A 16,292-nucleotide genomic window follows, 5' to 3' on the forward strand; every position below is an offset into this window, starting at 1 on the left:
TCTTTATCTGTAGACTATCATGGATCCATACTCACCGCTGAAAGGCAAAACAGGAATCAAACGTATTCTGAATGCGACGAGTTACTCAATCGCTGGATTTAAATCCGCCTTTCGCTATGAAGCCGCCTTTCGCCAGATTGTCTTACTGAATATTGTCTTACTCCCGATAAATTTATGGCTCAGTTTGTCAAAATTAGAGCATTTGATTTTGATTTTAGTGGGCTTACTGGCGCTCATTGTTGAATTATTCAATTCAGCAATTGAAGCGGTAGTGGATCGCATTTCACTAGAACGTCATCCTCTGGCAAAAAATGCCAAGGATATGGGCAGTGCTGCACAATTTGTGACGCTGAGTATGATTGCAATTGCATGGGCAAGTATTCTTATCTTCAAATAAAAAAAGACTCCATACGGAGTCTTTTTTTAGCGATTGACTTACCAGCCTAAAGCTTGTTGCTGTTTTTTAATCAGTTCTTGAATACCTTGCTCAGCCAGTTCTAACATGGCATTACATTGGGTACGGGTAAATGGCTTATCTTCTGCTGTACCCTGAATTTCAATAAACTCACCAGCCTGTGTCATCACCACATTGAGGTCTGTTTGGCAGTTTGAATCTTCTTCATAGCAAAGATCAAGCAGCACTTCATCTTGGTACATACCCACAGAAATTGCCGCGACCAAACCTTTAAGTGGGTCATGCTTAATTTTCTTTTGCTCAAGCAAAACATTCATGGCATCGACCAGTGCAACCGCAGCGCCTGTAATTGCTGCTGTACGTGTGCCACCATCGGCCTGAATCACATCACAGTCGATAGTGATGGTATTTTCACCGAGTTTTTTCAGATCAATCATGGCGCGCAGACTACGCCCAATCAAACGCTGAATTTCCTGAGTACGACCTGTTTGCTTACCACGTGCCGCTTCGCGGTCAGAACGGGTATGAGTCGAACGTGGCAACATGCCGTATTCTGCTGTCACCCAACCTTGACCTTGACCTTTTAAAAAGCGCGGTACACTGTTATCAATACTTGCGGTACAAAGGACTTTGGTATGACCAAACTCAACGAGAACCGAGCCTTCAGCATAGCGCGTGTAGTTACGTGTAATTTTCACATCACGCAATTGGTTTAATGCTCGTTGGTCAATACGCATAATTTTTCCTTCAGTGTTCAGCCAAAAAATTCACGGGCAAGTATAGCAGAATCATTGCCCAATTTTAGAAAATGATCTATTCGACACATAAAGCTCATCGACTAATAAAAATACAAGATTTTGAATTTAATTATTTTTTATGAAAAAGAATATTCTTTTTTTAAAGATGTAAATGAATCTGCTGGTGTAAGCATCGCCTACTGCTTTTTAGGCGAGTTGATTTCGCTCAAACCCAAATAATCACATTAACTATATAACCATATGATTTATATTTAATATTTTCAAAATATAGCAAAAACACACATCTTCTTTTTACAAGAACCGCTATACTTATTTCACAATACATAGAAAAAAAATTGTAAGGATGGACTTGCTATGTCAATACGTGCAGAGCGTAAATTGCAGAGTCAGCAAGCAATTCTGGAACAGGTATTAAAGCTGAACTATGCAGGTCAATGTTTTAACAGCATTAGTTTACGGCAACTGGCACAAGCAGTCGGCATGGTGCCTAGTGCCTTTTATCGTTATTTTCCAAACAAAGAACAATTGGCAATCGAACTGGTGGATCAAACCTCTTTAATTATCAAAAGCCACCTGACTCAGATTTCGGAGCATATCCAACATAAAAACAGTGAAATACTCGAAACGCATTTATCGTTGTTTTGTGGTCAGATCCAGCAAAAATCTGCACATTGGCATTTTTTTATTGTAGAACGCTGGGGGGGAGGAACTTTTCTTCAAGAAAAAATCCGTCAGGAAGTGATGTTTTTAATTGATGATCTGGCGCAGCTACTCAACAAAAGATATGCTGGGCAGTGGCTTAATCCTCAACAACCCCTAGCGTTGGCAGAGCTCTGCATTGAATTGCATTTTGCCTGGATCATCAAATGGCTGCATAACCATGAAACCCAGCAAAAAGATCAGTTATTACAGTGCTTCATACAACAGCTTCAATTTATTCACTTTCCTTAAGCCAATAAAAAAGCGCATGTGAACATACGCTTAAAAAAACATCAGGTGTATTATTTACTATGGCGCTCTTTGTTAATTAAGTAACTCACCACTTGAGGTACTTTGCCATCTTCACCTCGAACCAGATATTTACCATTCACCACAACCGCAGGCACACCTGTTAACTGATATTGCGCAGCGAGCTGATTGGACTGTGCAACTTTGGCAGTGACTGCAAAAGAACTATAGGCTTCATTGAATTTTGCTGCTGGCACACCATATTTGGTGAAAAATTGTGCCGCTGAAGCCTGATCAAAAATTTGCTGGTTTTTCAAATGAATGGCATCAAACAATGCCAAATGGGTACGTTTACGTACTCCGAGTTGTTCAGAAGCATAATACGTACGTGCACCTGACTCCCAAACTGGGTTCATGGCTGCAGGAGAACGGACAAAATTCACATCTTTAGGTAATTTTTTCAACCATGACTGCATATATGGTTCTAATTTAAAGCAGTGTGGACAACCATACCAAAAAAATTCACGAACTTCGATTTTCCCTGGAACATCAACCTTACCAGGATTTTGCAAAACCGTATAATCTTTACCCGCAACAAAATCCGCCGCCATAGCGTTGGCTGAAAATGCCATAACTGTTGCAGCTAAGCCATTGATAATGAATTTTTTCATTGATTGATGTTTCCTTATATAAGATTTTGACTAGCTTAGCTGTTAACTATAAAACATCTATGCAAAAAACGTTTTGTTTCTGTCAACTTTTTTACAGCTTTTATCGCTTTTTTCCCAAGACGCGCTACACTAGCAACGAAAACAAATCTTTTAAAAATGAAGCACTGTACTGAGGTGAAGGTCATGTCACAGCTGAATGTTGATCCACAAGAAATTGCAAAATTCGAAGCTCTCGCAGCCAAATGGTGGGACCAGCATTCCGAATTCAAGCCCTTGCATCAGATCAACCCGTTACGTTTAAACTGGATTGACGAACTGTCTGGCGGCTTACGTGGAAAAAAAGTGCTCGATGTCGGCTGCGGTGGCGGTATTTTGGCAGAAAGCATGGCACGTCGCGGGGCAGCAGAAGTACTTGGTATTGACATGGGCGAAGCACCACTGGCGGTGGCACGTTTACATGCCGAACAAGAACAGGTCGCCAATATCCAATATCGTCAAATTCCTGTCGAACAGCTTGTCGAAGAACAGGCAGGTCAATACGATGTCGTGACCTGTATGGAAATGCTGGAGCATGTGCCCGACCCTGCTTCCATTATTCAAGCCTGTCAACGTTTGGTCAAACCTAATGGTCATGTGTTTTTCTCTACCATTAACCGCAATCCAAAATCGTATCTCTTTGCCATTATTGGTGCTGAATACCTATTGCGGATGTTGCCTAAAGGCACACATGACTATCATAAATTTATTCGCCCATCCGAGCTGGCTCAAGACATTCAAGCCGCAGGTCTGAAACTGAAACAAATGACGGGCTTACATTACAATCCACTCACCAAACATTATTGGCTCGCGCCGAATGTCGATGTGAACTATATGGTGTATACACAAAATCTGGTCTAAGCAATGAAAGCAGTCTTATTTGATTTAGATGGTACGCTGATTGATACAGCGGCCGACTTTATTCGTATTATTCAAGACATGTGCCGTGAACAGCAGCGCCCTGTCGTAGACGCCGACTGTATTCGCAGTCAGGTGTCTGAAGGCGCACGTGCAATGGTGAAACTGGTCTACCCAGAACTCGCGCTTGATGATGCAACTTTCTTGGCACATCGCCAAGACTTTCTAGAGCGTTATGGTAAACAGATTGTGGTGGATACCGATCTGTTTGAAGGCATGTACCCGCTGCTTGAAATGCTGGAACAGCACCAGATTCCTTGGGGCATTGTCACCAACAAACCGCGCAATTTGAGCGAGTCGTTATTAGAAGCGCTGAATTTACAACAGCGTTGCTCGGTTCTGGTCTGCCCTGACGATGTCACACATGCCAAACCACACCCAGAACCGATGTTTTTAGCTGCCAAACAGCTTGAGATTGACCCGCAGCAGATTATTTATGTGGGTGATCATCCGCGCGATATTGAAGCAGGTCGCAATGCAGAAATGTATACAATACTTGCCTCTTATGGTTATCTACCTGTACAGCAGCGCGATAATTTACAGGCATGGCAAGCTGACTGCATTATTGAAAATGTCGCACAGCTTCAGCAGGTCTTGCAGCAACATCTAAAAATTTAATAAACAAATCAATGACGAATGGAGGTTTCATAATGAAATATTCAGAATATCAACCTCGAACTGACTTATTAAAAGACAAAATTATTTTAATTACAGGTGCGGGTGAAGGTATTGGGCGTGCAGCAGCCATCAGTTATGCCTTGCATGGTGCAACAGTGGTACTGCATGGACGCACGCTGAACAAACTTGAAGTCATTTATGATGAAATTGAAAGCTTGGGTGCACCGCAACCTGCAATTCTCCCTTTACAGCTCTCCACTGCCTCTAGCCGTGAATACGAACACTTGGTCGATACTCTAGAACACCAGTTTGGTCGCCTCGATGGTATTTTGCATAATGCGGGTATTTTAGGCGAACGGGTGGCTTTGGCAGATTATCCAGTCGATGTCTGGGATGAAGTCATGGCGGTCAATTTGCGCGCACCGTTTATTTTGACGCAAACGCTGTTACCTCTCTTACAAAAATCAGAAAGTGCTTCTGTGGTATTTGCCTCCTCAGGTGTGGGGCGTGAAGCACGTGCCATGTGGGGTGCTTATTCGATTTCAAAAGTTGCGGTTGAAGCCATGAACAAGATTTTTGCTAGTGAAAATAGCTTTGCCAACATTCGCTACAACTGCATTAATCCAGGGGCAACTCGTACCGCGATGCGTGCCAAAGCTTTCCCACAAGAAGACCCGCTCAGCTTACCAACACCAGAAAGCCTAATGCCTGCATATTTATACCTTATGGGCGAAGACAGCATCGGGATGAATGGTCAAAGTATTAACGCACAAAACTGATGTGACCATTAGATAAAATCATTATTTTAACGTCTGCATCTGATGCCTTTGCCCCGAACTTCAGCATCTTTAAATGAAGATGCTGTTTTTAGATCACAATGACAATAAAATTTGCATAAGAATCGTGAATATAGCCAATATTCCAATGTTTTTTAAAAAATCATGTCATGATCTTCACAGTTTCTCTGCATTTTTTTTATACAGTAGTCAAGCCAGTTAGGCATACGTAATACATTCGAGGAAGCAAAATGAAACAAAGTTTAACAGCGATGGCGCTATGCTTGACTGTTTGGCTAAGTATCCCCGTTGCTTTTGCAGGCCAGCCGCATGGTGGAAATCCGGGTCGTGGTGGCGACGGCTTTTTTGATTCTACAAATGAGTACCGTGATGCTGTTTCATTGCAAGATTTACAAGAACGTCGCCGCCAACGTGAAGAGCGTGGTTTTGAACGCTTAAAACAACTCAAGTGGCAAACGGGCTATACCATGCCACAACACTACCGTAGTGACCGTTACAAAGTCGATTATAATTATTATCAGCTACCTAGACCTAAGCATGGGCAGCAGTGGTATAAAGTCAATAATGACTATTTGCTGATTGATGATGACAATACCATTATTCAGGTACATTAAAAAAAGCTCCCGAAGGAGCTTTTTTATTACATAATTTTAATGCCTTGCTGCCCTGCTGGCGTCACCTTGAAAATCTCGACTTCAAAGGTAATATTCTTGCCAGCCAAAGGATGGTTAAAATCGATTTCAGTAATATCCTCATTTACCGACTTCACCACACCAAACAAGCTTGATTTAGCTTTATCTTCAAATTCAATCATGTGTCCAACCACTGGACGCTGCTCAAATTTGACTGTATCAAAACGCTGAATATTTTCAGGATTCCAAGGACCAAATGCATCTTCAGGGGGTAAATGCACGGTACGGCGATCACCTGCACGTAAACCAAAGAGTGCCTTTTCAAAACCAGGTAACAAGTTACCATCACCAATCACCAGACTGACAGGTTCTTCTCGGTTACGGGTATTGTCAATTTCCACGCCATTTTCAATCGCAACTGAAAAATGCAAATCAACTTTTGAACCTTCGCTGACGCGGGTTTCTTCATTGGGATTAATAATTTCAACCATCTTAGTTTTTTACATCCGCTTTGCGCTGCTTTTCCAAAAAGAACGTGTCGATTAACAACAAAATCGTTCCCAAGGTAATCGCACTATCGGCAACATTAAACGCTGGGAAGTTGTGATTTTGATAATAAACATGTATAAAATCAACAACATAACCCAAAGTTACCCGATCAATCAAATTACCTAGCGCACCACCTAAAATTAAGGCAATTGCTGCAGGTAAAACCTTCGTATACTTTGGCATACGCATCAGCCAAAATACAAAAATCAAAGACACGAGCCCAGCCAGTCCCATAAACAAATAACGCTGCCAACCGCCTGCATCCGACAAGAAGCTAAACGCCGCACCATAGTTATGCAGTAATGTCCAATTTAAAAATGGCATCACAGGAACAGGTTGCGCATACATCAAAGCGGTGCTGGCAATGTGTTTGGTCCATTGATCCAGCCCGATGGCTAGGGCAGACAGCCCCAACCACAGGATGTTATACGCATGAAATACTAAACCCTTGTTTTGAGGATTAGGCATACTTTCTCTCTTCGCCAGAACCGGCAACATTCACAATACAACGAGAACATAAACCAGGATGTGCTGCATGTGTGTTGACATCTGGTAAGACATGCCAACAACGTGCACACTTCTCACCTTCAGCAGCAGACACCTGAACACGTAATCCATCTAGCTCAGTTGCTTCGCCTTGTTCTGCAAAAGCATGCACCGCCACTTGCGAAGTAATCAAGACAAAACGGAGTTCATCGCCCAATTTGTTGAGTACCGCAGCAAGTTCAGGTTGCGCCCAAAGTTCAACTTTCGCCGACAAATTACTGCCGATGAGTTTAGCGTTACGCGCCACTTCAATCTGTTTATTTACTGCTGATTTTACTTGAATTAATGTTTGCCAATCCGCCTCTGACAACAAGTTAGCCGTCACTGTTGGAATTGCATACCATTCAGTGGTAAACACGTACTGTTCAGATTGCTCTGGAATCAGCGGCCACGCTTCTTGTGCCGTAAAGCTCAAGATTGGGCTCATCCAGCGAACAAAAGCTTGTACCAGATGATACAACGCAGTTTGTGCTGAGTGACGTGCTTGTGAATTTGCATTGGTGGTGTACTGACGGTCTTTAATGATGTCGAGGTAGAAACCACCCAAGTCATTGATACAGAAGTTGGTCAATGCGCTGCACACCACGTGGAAATTCATTTCGTCATAAGCTTGAGTAATGACGTTTTGAACTTCGTTGGCACGTTGCAAGATGTATTGATCGAGTGCGATCAATTGCTCAACAGGTAACAAATCAGTACTTGGTTTGAAACCATTTAAGTTTGCCAACAAGAAACGTAAAGTGTTACGGATACGGCGATAGCTGTCGCTGACACGGCTAAAGATTTCTTTAGATGCTGCAATTTCATAACGATAATCGCTCGATGCCACATATAAACGTAGACCGTCTGCACCCAACTGCTTGATGATTTCTTCCAGTGGGATGTAGTTGCCTAAAGATTTAGACAATTTACGACCTTTTTCATCGACAGTAAAACCATGCGTCAACAAAGCTTTATACGGCGCGCGGTTGTGAATCGCGATCGAAGTCAACAAAGATGACTGGAACCAGCCACGGTGTTGGTCTGAACCTTCCAGATACAAATCCGCAGGGCTTTGTAATTCATCACGTTGCTCAAGCACCGCATAGTGGGTTGTTCCAGAGTCAAACCAGACGTCTAAAGTATCGCGTACTGCATTGTACTGGTCAGCATCTTCACCCAAGAAATCTTTGGCACTGCGATTAAACCATGCATCAATGCCTTCTTGTTCAATCAGTTTTGCAACTTCTTCTATCAGCTCAGGCGTACGCGGGTGCAACTCATTGGTATCTTTATGCACAAAGAACGGGATTGGCACACCCCATGTACGTTGGCGGGAAATACACCAGTCTGGGCGACCTTCAATCATGGATTGAATGCGGTTTTGACCCCAGTTCGGAACAAACTGAATGTCTTTTTCAATCGCGTTCAATGCACTATCACGTAGACCTTGCTGATCCATGCTAATGAACCATTGTGGTGTTGCACGGAAAATGATTGGAGTTTTGTGGCGCCAGCAGTGTGGATAGCTGTGCTTAATCGGATTGTGCGCCCAAAGACGACCAGTTTCACCCAATGCAGCAATAATTTTCGGATTGGCTTTATAGATATGCTCGCCTGCAAAAATCGGTGCAGTTGGCAAATACACGCCATTACCACCCACAGGATTGTCTACTTTCAGGTTATAAATCAGACCAACCTTATAGTCGTCTACACCATGACCTGGTGCGGTATGAACTGCACCTGTACCACTATCGGCAGTGACGTGTTCACCCAAAATTACAGGCACTTGGCGCTCTGCGATCAGTGGATGTTGCAGCTGTAGATTTTCCAGTTTTGCACCAACGAAGTCAGCTAAAACTACAGGATTTTCTAATTTGTAACGCTCACATGCAGATGCAACCAAACTCGTTGCCAACACAAGGTTTTGCGCGCCACGATCCGTTTGTACCTGTACCAACTGGTATTCAATTTCAGCATGCAATGCAACTGCTTGGTTGGCAGGCAATGTCCAAGGTGTGGTTGTCCAGATCACCAAGTCAGTTGGATTTTTGACTTCAACGCCTAAACGCGCTGACAAATCGGCAAGATCAACCACAGAGAAACCGACGTCAATCGCATCGGATTTTTTATCTTCATATTCGACTTCGGCTTCTGCCAAAGCTGAACCACAGTCCAAACACCAGTTGACTGGTTTTAAACCTGGCTGAATGTGACCATTTTTCTGAATTGTACCCAAAGCACGCACAATATCCGCTTCTTGTTTGAAGTTCATGGTCAAATACGGATTGTCCCAATCGCCCAAAATACCCAAGCGTTTGAAGTCATTGCGCTGAATATCGATTTGCTCTAAGGCATATTCGCGGCAGTGTTTACGGAAAGTTGCAGCATCAACTTTTTCACCGACTTTACCGACTTTTTCTTCGACTTTAAGCTCGATTGGCAAACCGTGACAGTCCCAACCTGGCACATACGGCGCATCAAAACCATCTAAAGTGCGGCTTTTAACAATAATATCTTTGAGAACTTTGTTGACCACATGCCCAAGGTGAATCTGACCATTGGCATACGGAGGGCCATCGTGAAGCACATATTTTTTCTTGCCAATACGCAAAGCACGAATCTGCTGATAAATGTTGTCAGCGTACCACTCTTCTAACCATTTTTGTTCACGTACTGCCAAATTTGCTTTCATTGCAAATTCAGTACCTGGCAGATTCAATGTGGCTTTATAATCCACTGCATTTTCAGGTGTTTGCTTATCGCTCATGCAAGTTGCTTCCAGTTCTGTCTGCGCTAACGCCGACACGTTGTACCATCAAGATTAAAACTAAAATTTAAAAAGGAAATTCGTTGTGTTGCTCACGAAACATACGTAATTGTACAACATCATCCTGAATTCCGGCTTTGAGTGCTTCTAAAGAAGGATAATTCCGTTCACCATGCAAAAAGTGTAAGAATGTCACTCGCATTAATAAACCATACAGATTAGCAGAAACCTCAGGAAAATGTACTTCTAAACGCCATTGCGGGTGTTCCTGACGAATCGCAGGACGCGTACCGACATGTCCAGCACCAAACAATGCCGTCGGTTGATAACCCTTAACACCGAGTTGATCAGGTGAGTCTTGGCGGACTTTGGCATCGAGTGCTGTTGTTTCACAGACCACATCAACCGCATAAATCCCGTTGATACACGGACGATGACGGTTTAAACGCACATTAATGGTCGGGAAATCAATGGTGCGTCCAATCTGGTCACCATATTGTACCCGCCCTGTAATACTATAAGGTCGACCCAGCAGGCGCGCAGCCAATGCCAGATCCCCCTTTTGCAAGGTTTCACGAATACGGGTTGAGCTGACACGCTCGCCATCAAGTTCTACGGTATGTAGGTTGGTGATACCAAAGCCATACTGACGTAAAAACTCGGCATTACCCTGACGGTTTTTGCCAAAATGAAAATCATCACCCAACACCAAATGCTGGGCATTGAGTTGTTGTTTTAAAAGCTCTGAAAATTGCTCGGCACTCAAGCTACGAAAGTGATTGTCAAATTTGGCAATCACCACATAATCCACACCCAGTTCGCTTAAATATTCGACTTTTTCGCGCAATGAAGTAATGCGTGGCGGGGCCTGATAACCTTTAAAAAACTCCAAAGGTTGCGGTTCAAAAATCATCACGGCAGTTTTCAACTGCTCGGCTTGCGCTGCTTGTTTGAGCTGAGCAATCATGGATTGATGCCCAAGATGCACACCGTCAAAGTTACCAATGGTGACGGCAGTCTTTGGCAAATCTAAATCGGCTGTCATTACATTCAAACGAAGTAGCTTCATGGCACTTTTAAAAATTGATGATTTCAAAGCCAACTATTGTGCCATATTCTGATCAATTCGTCTTGTGGTTGTTTTTATCAAAATTTAATGATTAAAAACATATGTTTATCTATAAAAAATTACATTTATTTCGAACAAACAAACTTAGCATATCTCTTACAGATCAACACAATTTGGTTATACTAAACACGCAGCCTTAACTCCAAAGAGAAGATCGATTGAACACTTTGCACGACCATGCCCTGATTATGGCTCTCCCTAGCGAATCGCAAGGTTATTTTGAACAGCATGGTATTCCAGTACACTATAGTGGTATTGGTAAAATCAATGCGGCATTTAAAGCCTATGACGTAATTCAGCGTACAGGTTGTAAAACCTTGATCAACTTTGGTACAGCTGGTAGCTCAAGTTTTCCACGCCATGCACTGGTCGAAGTACAACAATTTGTTCAACGCGATATGGATGTTTCTCCGCTTGGCTTTCCGATCGGCACCACGCCAATGGATGATGATCACCCAGCAGAAATTGAACTCGATCGCTATTTTCTTGAGCTTCCACATGCAGTCTGCGGCACAGGCGATTCATTTGAAACAGGCTTACCTAAAGTTCAATGTCAGGTGGTCGACATGGAAGGTTATGCACTGGCAAAAGTCTGTAAAAAGTTAGGTGTGCGCCTGATTTCAGTCAAATATATTACCGATGGCGCAGACGACACTGCACATATCGACTGGCAAGACAATCTAAAAGTGGGTGCAGAAAAACTCTTACAACTCTATCAAAAACACTTTTAGATTTGATCCACTAGCATCATTCTTGCACTGGAGGAGAAGTCAGACTACCGTGTAATAGCATCGCTACGGTATGCTGAATCGCACGCTGGTGAAAGCTGCGATTACGTAAGGTTTTACCTAGAATGGCTGCAAATTGTGCATCAAAATCGGCATAACTTTGAGTAATTGACCATAAATTCAAAACAAATAACTCAGGGTCTATGTGTGCCGCCATTTTACCTTCGGCCTGCCATTGCTGTAGCACTTTGAGTTTACGCTTGACGTGTTTTTTAATTGAACCTTTCAGTACTGTCTGAATATATGGCGCGCCCTGAATAATTTCCAAAGCAAACAGTTTCGATGCTTTTGGATTCGTTCTTGAAAACTCGATTTTCTGGGTAATATATTGCGTTAAAATTTCCTCTGGAGCCAAGCCCGACTCAAACAATTGCAGTGGCTCAATCCATTTTTGAAGAACAGACATCAACACTTCAACGTACAGCGCCTCTTTATTTTCATAATAATAGAAAATATTCGACTTGTGCATATGTGCCAGCTGAGCAATTTCATCCAGACTTGCCCCATTAAAACCGTACACAGAAAATACATCTAAGGCAGCACTTAAAAGTTGATTACGTTTTTGCGTACTTTTCTTTAGTTCCATTGCCAACACAACAATTTCAGAGAAATGATTTTGATTGTAGAGCAATTCTGTGAATTTGTGCACTCATCTTGTCAGGAAAAATGCTATTCCATAAAAATAAAATGGGATTTATAAACTGCATCGAAATTTCAGATTATCTTTTTAAATACCAAGGAATTACGCTGATAGTTATATAGTGCTTGTCGAGCATTTGGCAAATCATCGACTGTGGCATGGCTAAAGCCATGTTCCAGAAACCAATGGGCTGTGCGTGTGGTTAAAACAAAGAGCTGACAAATGTTTAACGTACGGGCTTTTTCTTCAAGAAAATGTAAAATCTGGCTACCACGATTTGACTTACGATAACTTGGGTGTACCGCCACACAAGCAATTTCTGCTGACGCCATTTCATCTGCTGTCGTTGGAATCGGATATAGAGCCGCACAAGCCAAAATCGTTCCATCACGCTCAATCACCGCAAACTGATTAATCTCGGTTTCTAAGCGTTCACGCGAACGGTAGACTAAAATCCCCTGTTCTTCGAGTGGACGCAGTAAGTTAATTAAACCACCCACATCCTGAATATTGGCCATACGTACTTCTTCATAATGCGCATCGGTTACCATTGTCCCTATCCCATCACGGGTAAATAGTTCCTGAATTAATGCACCATCATGCGCATAAGGCAAAACATGTACCCGCTGTACGCCATTCAATGCTGCATCTTTTGCTCCTTGTAAATACAGCGCCATTTGACTTTGAGCTTGCTGATATTGCGTAATATATTGATCGAGTTGATGCGGCACAATTTCACGCTGCAACTGTCCTTGCGAGTTGAATACCCCATTCTGATTACCCAAGAAAATCAATTTTTCAGCTTTGAGCGCAATCGCAGTTTTAGTTGCCACTTCTTCCGCCAGCAAGTTAAATACTTCACCCGTGGTTGAATAGCCCACTGGGCCTAGCAAAATAATATTATGTCGTTCCAACAAGCGAGTCATGGCATCAACATCAACACTACGTACCTCTCCTGTGAGCTGAAAATCAATACCATCGCGGATACCATACGGTTTCGCAGTAATCAAATTCCCCGATACCACATCAATCCGCGCACCAAACATCGGTGAATTGGCAAGCCCCATCGACAACAATGCTTCAATTTGCATACGCGCTGCCCCCACCGCCTGCATCACACAAGGTAATGCTTCACGAGTGGTAATCCGGCGCACATCATGAAATGGTGTTTGCAAATGTTGAATCTGCAATTGCGCATTAATTTGTGGGCGTGCGCCATACACCAGCACCAAACGGATTCCTAAAGAATGCAGCAATGCAATATCATGAATAATATATTGAAAATTCTCATGCTGGATGGCTTCACCATCAAACATCACCACAAAGGTTTTATTACGATGCGCATTAATATACGGAGCGGAATGACGAAACCAATGCAAATAATCCTGCGTATTTTGATGAACAATCGCAGTAGAATCTTGTATTTTTTGCATGGTGATCTCAAAGGTATGGCATATCTCTAATATTCTAAACAAAAAACTGCGAAGAAACAGTGCTTGCAGCAGCTACATTTTAATGTGTTCATTAAATCGAATATTTGATTATTACAACATTGTCAGTGATTGCTTACATGAGTTACCGCTGTCAGCGGCTATAGTGCTCCTCTATTTTTTATTAATATAAAACCATACAGAAACAGGACGTTTCTTAATTAAAAGAATAAAAAATCTAGGTATGGAAACCTTATGGTATGACAAGGAGTTGTACCCTCGGTGAAGAATCAAAAAAAGCCTCAACAGGATGTTGAGGCTTTTTTTGATTCATACCTGAGCTTTTTGCAGTATTTGCACCCGCATATACAAGCGGATCGTCCAAAATACACCACCTAAAATACAACCAATTGCAATCGTTTCTAATAAGCTTGGCAAGCGCCCTGCAAAAATATAAGAATAACTACATGCAAATAATGTTTCAAACACCATCAGTTGACCACCCAAACTGATTGGCAAACGTCTGGTTGATGCACTCCATAAGGTATTTGCTACCCATGAACCTGCAATTGCCAAAAATAAACTCACAGCACCAAATGTCAGCCACTGCTGAGACGTTTGCTGTAAAAACCAAGCTTTTGGCATCACAACAATTGTTAAAATTGCAGCAGGTAACGCAATTAACCCAGTCATAATCCCCATTAAACTTGACCATTCATGACTATTGAATGCACTTTCTTTTAAATAACGCGCATTATGAATCGCAAACCATGACCAACTTCCAACCGCTGCAACAACGCAAGCCATGCCAAAAATTCGCTGCCCAGTACTCGAATGCACTCCTAAAAATACATCAGGAATAAAATTAATCAGAATTAATCCCAATGCCACCATACACAGTGGCAGTTTTAGCTGTGAAAATGGCAAGCTCGACTGCTCACCTCGCCCTAAAAAAGCAATCGACACAGGCATTAACCCATTAATCAATGACGTCATGGTAATTCCAGCAAACTGCACTGCAGTACCAATACAAGCAAAATACAAAATATTACCTGCAATCGAGAGCTGGATTAACTTGTAAATATCTGCTTTACCGAGTTTTTTTATCAATTTTTTTAAACTAGGCAGTGCCAAAGCCAAGGAAATCAATCCATACAGAACAAAGCGCACACTACTAATCAGTATCGGGTTAAATTCAGGAATGAACCATGGGGCAACAATCGTTCCACCCCATAAAGCACAGGCTAAAATCGCAAAAATAATGCCTTGTCGCATACTGATTTTTCCTAAAAATAAAACAGCAGCATAAACAGACCACAGCAAAATGACTAAAGATCATTTAGAATTTACCCATTCCCTAAAGGAATAGCAGAGGTTTTAAAATGAGTCCCTATATTAAAAAACTCCCACCACTTGAAACCCTGATTGCATTTGAATCAGTAGGAAGACATGGTAGTTTTACCCAAGCAGCAACCGAGTTGTGTCTGACGCAAAGTGCGGTCAGCAAGCAAATTCGGCAACTTGAAGATGCCTTAAAAATTCAGCTGTTTGAACGTAAACCACGTGGCGTAATACTAACACCTGCAGGAGAAGAATTACGTCAAACTACACAACAGATTTTTGACAAATTACAACATAAAATCATTAAGTTACAAAAAATACATCAGCCAAATTGTGTCACTATTCTTGCAACACATGCACTTACTCAATTTTGGTTATTTCCAAAATTGGTTGAATTTCATAAAGCTTATCCAGATATCACGGTACATGTCGATGCAATTAATACGATGGATGAATCCAGTTTCACCCATTACGATCTCGGCATTTTATATGGTGCGGGATATTGGTCATCACTACATAGCCAATGCTTGATTCCTGAAGTTATCTACCCTGTGGCTCATCCTGATATTGATATTTCTCAGATTCATAGCTTACAGGACTTAGCTACAGTTCCTTTAGTGCAAATTAATGCCAGCGCATGGGACTGCTTAGATTGGAAAGACTGGTTTCAACACTTTAATATGCCTTACCAAATTGCTTTGGGAAGCCCAACTTTCAACCAACTTACACTGGCTTTTCATGCAGTACAACAAGGTATGGGGATAGGACTAGCATGGAGCTTTATGGCAGATGAACTGGTACATACAGGTAAACTACAACAGGTAACAGAATTTAAGTGTAATACAGGCAATGGAGAATTTTTAGTTTTTGAAAAACATCGTAAATTAAGCGAAGCAGCAGACATCTTTCACAATTGGCTTATTAAATCGATTTAGTTCGATCCATCATCGTCATGCGTATATTTGCGTAACTGGTCATACTACCAACTTTTAACGAATAATCGACGCATAAAAAAAAGCCCCCTGCTCTATTGAGTCAGGGGGCTTTTAGAATAATGAGCTGGCGATGACTTACTCTCACATGGGTAACCCCACACTACCATCAGCGCTAAGAGGTTTCACTTCTGAGTTCGGGAAGGGATCAGGTGGTTCACTCTTGCTATGGTCGCCAGCACAACTGTTTATGGACTTGTTCGGGTTTTATGCTCAGATCGTATGATCTTTTGCTACCGTACTTCGTACCAAATGAGTTATTAACGGATTGGTTAACTGAGTCGTACTTTAAGTTGTTCATTTTAGCTTTTTGCTTAACTTAATCAAGCTGTTTT

The 16,292-nt window shown here is 42.1% G+C and carries 17 protein-coding genes and 1 rRNA gene; 8 read left to right on the top strand and 10 right to left on the bottom strand.

Going from position 1 to position 16,292, the window contains the following annotated elements:
- Positions 1-19: 19 nt before the first annotated feature.
- The gene (locus tag E0H77_RS06300) at positions 20-397 is read left to right on the top strand and encodes a diacylglycerol kinase (RefSeq protein WP_131375896.1); all 378 of its coding nucleotides are present in this window, start codon (positions 20-22) and stop codon (positions 395-397) included.
- Between the two features lie 38 nt (positions 398-435).
- On the opposite strand, the gene rph is transcribed toward E0H77_RS06300, so the two are convergent.
- A complete protein-coding gene (gene rph / locus E0H77_RS06305; protein ID WP_131312563.1) occupies positions 436-1,152 on the bottom strand; it encodes a ribonuclease PH in 717 nt (238 codons plus the stop codon).
- Positions 1,153-1,527: 375 nt separating this feature from the next.
- Here rph and E0H77_RS06310 point away from each other — a divergent pair, with 375 nt between their 5' ends.
- Positions 1,528-2,124 (top strand): TetR family transcriptional regulator, encoded by a 597-nt coding sequence (locus E0H77_RS06310; protein WP_131375897.1) that lies wholly within the window; start codon positions 1,528-1,530, stop codon positions 2,122-2,124.
- Positions 2,125-2,174: 50 nt separating this feature from the next.
- Here E0H77_RS06310 and E0H77_RS06315 read toward each other — a convergent pair whose 3' ends face one another.
- Complete coding sequence (locus E0H77_RS06315) at positions 2,175-2,792, bottom strand: thiol:disulfide interchange protein DsbA/DsbL (protein ID WP_004902889.1); 618 nt, start codon at positions 2,790-2,792, stop codon at positions 2,175-2,177.
- 183 nt (positions 2,793-2,975) lie between these two features.
- Between E0H77_RS06315 and ubiG the strand changes: the two genes are divergently transcribed.
- The 4 genes from ubiG to E0H77_RS06335 all read left to right on the top strand — a co-directional run bounded on the left by ubiG (position 2,976) and on the right by E0H77_RS06335 (position 5,775).
- Positions 2,976-3,689 (top strand): bifunctional 2-polyprenyl-6-hydroxyphenol methylase/3-demethylubiquinol 3-O-methyltransferase UbiG, encoded by a 714-nt coding sequence (gene ubiG, locus E0H77_RS06320; protein ID WP_131375899.1) that lies wholly within the window; start codon positions 2,976-2,978, stop codon positions 3,687-3,689.
- Positions 3,690-3,692: 3 nt separating this feature from the next.
- Complete coding sequence (locus tag E0H77_RS06325; protein ID WP_131375901.1) at positions 3,693-4,364, top strand: HAD family hydrolase; 672 nt, start codon at positions 3,693-3,695, stop codon at positions 4,362-4,364.
- A gap of 32 nt (positions 4,365-4,396) precedes the next feature.
- Positions 4,397-5,143, top strand: coding sequence for a YciK family oxidoreductase (locus E0H77_RS06330; RefSeq protein WP_131375903.1), 747 nt, complete (start codon positions 4,397-4,399; stop codon positions 5,141-5,143).
- 248 nt (positions 5,144-5,391) lie between these two features.
- Positions 5,392-5,775, top strand: a complete 384-nt coding sequence (locus E0H77_RS06335; protein WP_131375905.1) for an RcnB family protein — start codon at positions 5,392-5,394, stop codon at positions 5,773-5,775.
- A 26-nt stretch (positions 5,776-5,801) separates the two neighbouring features.
- On the opposite strand, the gene E0H77_RS06340 is transcribed toward E0H77_RS06335, so the two are convergent.
- The 4 genes from E0H77_RS06340 to ribF form a co-directional block, all read right to left on the bottom strand.
- Positions 5,802-6,284 (bottom strand): FKBP-type peptidyl-prolyl cis-trans isomerase, encoded by a 483-nt coding sequence (locus E0H77_RS06340; protein ID WP_131375907.1) that lies wholly within the window; start codon positions 6,282-6,284, stop codon positions 5,802-5,804.
- A gap of 1 nt (position 6,285) precedes the next feature.
- On the bottom strand, positions 6,286-6,810 hold the full coding sequence (gene lspA, locus E0H77_RS06345) for a signal peptidase II (protein ID WP_116727834.1): 525 nt from the start codon (positions 6,808-6,810) through the stop codon (positions 6,286-6,288).
- Positions 6,803-9,637, bottom strand: coding sequence for an isoleucine--tRNA ligase (gene ileS / locus E0H77_RS06350; protein WP_131375909.1), 2,835 nt, complete (start codon positions 9,635-9,637; stop codon positions 6,803-6,805). Before ileS ends, lspA begins: the two co-directional genes overlap by 8 nt.
- 67 nt (positions 9,638-9,704) lie before the next feature.
- Complete coding sequence (gene ribF / locus E0H77_RS06355) at positions 9,705-10,706, bottom strand: bifunctional riboflavin kinase/FAD synthetase (protein ID WP_131375911.1); 1,002 nt, start codon at positions 10,704-10,706, stop codon at positions 9,705-9,707.
- Positions 10,707-10,924: 218 nt separating this feature from the next.
- On the opposite strand from ribF, the gene E0H77_RS06360 reads away from it, so the two are divergent.
- On the top strand, positions 10,925-11,497 hold the full coding sequence (locus E0H77_RS06360; protein WP_131375913.1) for a 5'-methylthioadenosine/S-adenosylhomocysteine nucleosidase family protein: 573 nt from the start codon (positions 10,925-10,927) through the stop codon (positions 11,495-11,497).
- A gap of 16 nt (positions 11,498-11,513) precedes the next feature.
- Here the strand turns inward: E0H77_RS06360 and E0H77_RS06365 are convergent, their stop codons facing one another.
- From E0H77_RS06365 to E0H77_RS06375, 3 genes are all read right to left on the bottom strand, one after another.
- Positions 11,514-12,140 carry a TetR/AcrR family transcriptional regulator gene (locus E0H77_RS06365; RefSeq protein ID WP_004902907.1) on the bottom strand — a complete coding sequence of 209 codons (627 nt, stop codon included), beginning with the start codon at positions 12,138-12,140 and terminating at the stop codon, positions 11,514-11,516.
- 128 nt (positions 12,141-12,268) lie between these two features.
- The gene (gene argA, locus E0H77_RS06370; protein WP_131375915.1) at positions 12,269-13,627 is read right to left on the bottom strand and encodes an amino-acid N-acetyltransferase; all 1,359 of its coding nucleotides are present in this window, start codon (positions 13,625-13,627) and stop codon (positions 12,269-12,271) included.
- Positions 13,628-13,954: 327 nt separating this feature from the next.
- Complete coding sequence (locus E0H77_RS06375) at positions 13,955-14,899, bottom strand: DMT family transporter (RefSeq protein ID WP_131375917.1); 945 nt, start codon at positions 14,897-14,899, stop codon at positions 13,955-13,957.
- Between the two features lie 107 nt (positions 14,900-15,006).
- Between E0H77_RS06375 and E0H77_RS06380 the strand changes: the two genes are divergently transcribed.
- Positions 15,007-15,900, top strand: a complete 894-nt coding sequence (locus tag E0H77_RS06380) for a LysR family transcriptional regulator (protein WP_131375920.1) — start codon at positions 15,007-15,009, stop codon at positions 15,898-15,900.
- 122 nt (positions 15,901-16,022) lie between these two features.
- Here the strand turns inward: E0H77_RS06380 and rrf are convergent.
- A 5S ribosomal RNA gene (gene rrf, locus E0H77_RS06385) occupies positions 16,023-16,137 on the bottom strand.
- Positions 16,138-16,292 lie beyond the last annotated feature (155 nt).

Origin of the sequence: Acinetobacter brisouioides (assembly GCF_004331075.1) — a bacterium.
GTDB lineage: Bacteria > Pseudomonadota > Gammaproteobacteria > Pseudomonadales > Moraxellaceae > Acinetobacter.

What these genes read in the sequence shown, in the direction of transcription:
- E0H77_RS06300 (WP_131375896.1), top strand. Translation starts at nt 20, where the DNA reads ATGGATCCATACTCACCGCTGAAAGGCAAAACAGGAATCAAACGTATT.
- rph (WP_131312563.1), bottom strand. Translation starts at nt 1,152, where the DNA reads ATGCGTATTGACCAACGAGCATTAAACCAATTGCGTGATGTGAAAATT.
- E0H77_RS06310 (WP_131375897.1), top strand. Translation starts at nt 1,528, where the DNA reads ATGTCAATACGTGCAGAGCGTAAATTGCAGAGTCAGCAAGCAATTCTG.
- E0H77_RS06315 (WP_004902889.1), bottom strand. Translation starts at nt 2,792, where the DNA reads ATGAAAAAATTCATTATCAATGGCTTAGCTGCAACAGTTATGGCATTT.
- ubiG (WP_131375899.1), top strand. Translation starts at nt 2,976, where the DNA reads ATGTCACAGCTGAATGTTGATCCACAAGAAATTGCAAAATTCGAAGCT.
- E0H77_RS06325 (WP_131375901.1), top strand. Translation starts at nt 3,693, where the DNA reads ATGAAAGCAGTCTTATTTGATTTAGATGGTACGCTGATTGATACAGCG.
- E0H77_RS06330 (WP_131375903.1), top strand. Translation starts at nt 4,397, where the DNA reads ATGAAATATTCAGAATATCAACCTCGAACTGACTTATTAAAAGACAAA.
- E0H77_RS06335 (WP_131375905.1), top strand. Translation starts at nt 5,392, where the DNA reads ATGAAACAAAGTTTAACAGCGATGGCGCTATGCTTGACTGTTTGGCTA.
- E0H77_RS06340 (WP_131375907.1), bottom strand. Translation starts at nt 6,284, where the DNA reads ATGGTTGAAATTATTAATCCCAATGAAGAAACCCGCGTCAGCGAAGGT.
- lspA (WP_116727834.1), bottom strand. Translation starts at nt 6,810, where the DNA reads ATGCCTAATCCTCAAAACAAGGGTTTAGTATTTCATGCGTATAACATC.
- ileS (WP_131375909.1), bottom strand. Translation starts at nt 9,637, where the DNA reads ATGAGCGATAAGCAAACACCTGAAAATGCAGTGGATTATAAAGCCACA.
- ribF (WP_131375911.1), bottom strand. Translation starts at nt 10,706, where the DNA reads ATGAAGCTACTTCGTTTGAATGTAATGACAGCCGATTTAGATTTGCCA.
- E0H77_RS06365 (WP_004902907.1), bottom strand. Translation starts at nt 12,140, where the DNA reads ATGGAACTAAAGAAAAGTACGCAAAAACGTAATCAACTTTTAAGTGCT.
- argA (WP_131375915.1), bottom strand. Translation starts at nt 13,627, where the DNA reads ATGCAAAAAATACAAGATTCTACTGCGATTGTTCATCAAAATACGCAG.
- E0H77_RS06375 (WP_131375917.1), bottom strand. Translation starts at nt 14,899, where the DNA reads ATGCGACAAGGCATTATTTTTGCGATTTTAGCCTGTGCTTTATGGGGT.
- E0H77_RS06380 (WP_131375920.1), top strand. Translation starts at nt 15,007, where the DNA reads ATGAGTCCCTATATTAAAAAACTCCCACCACTTGAAACCCTGATTGCA.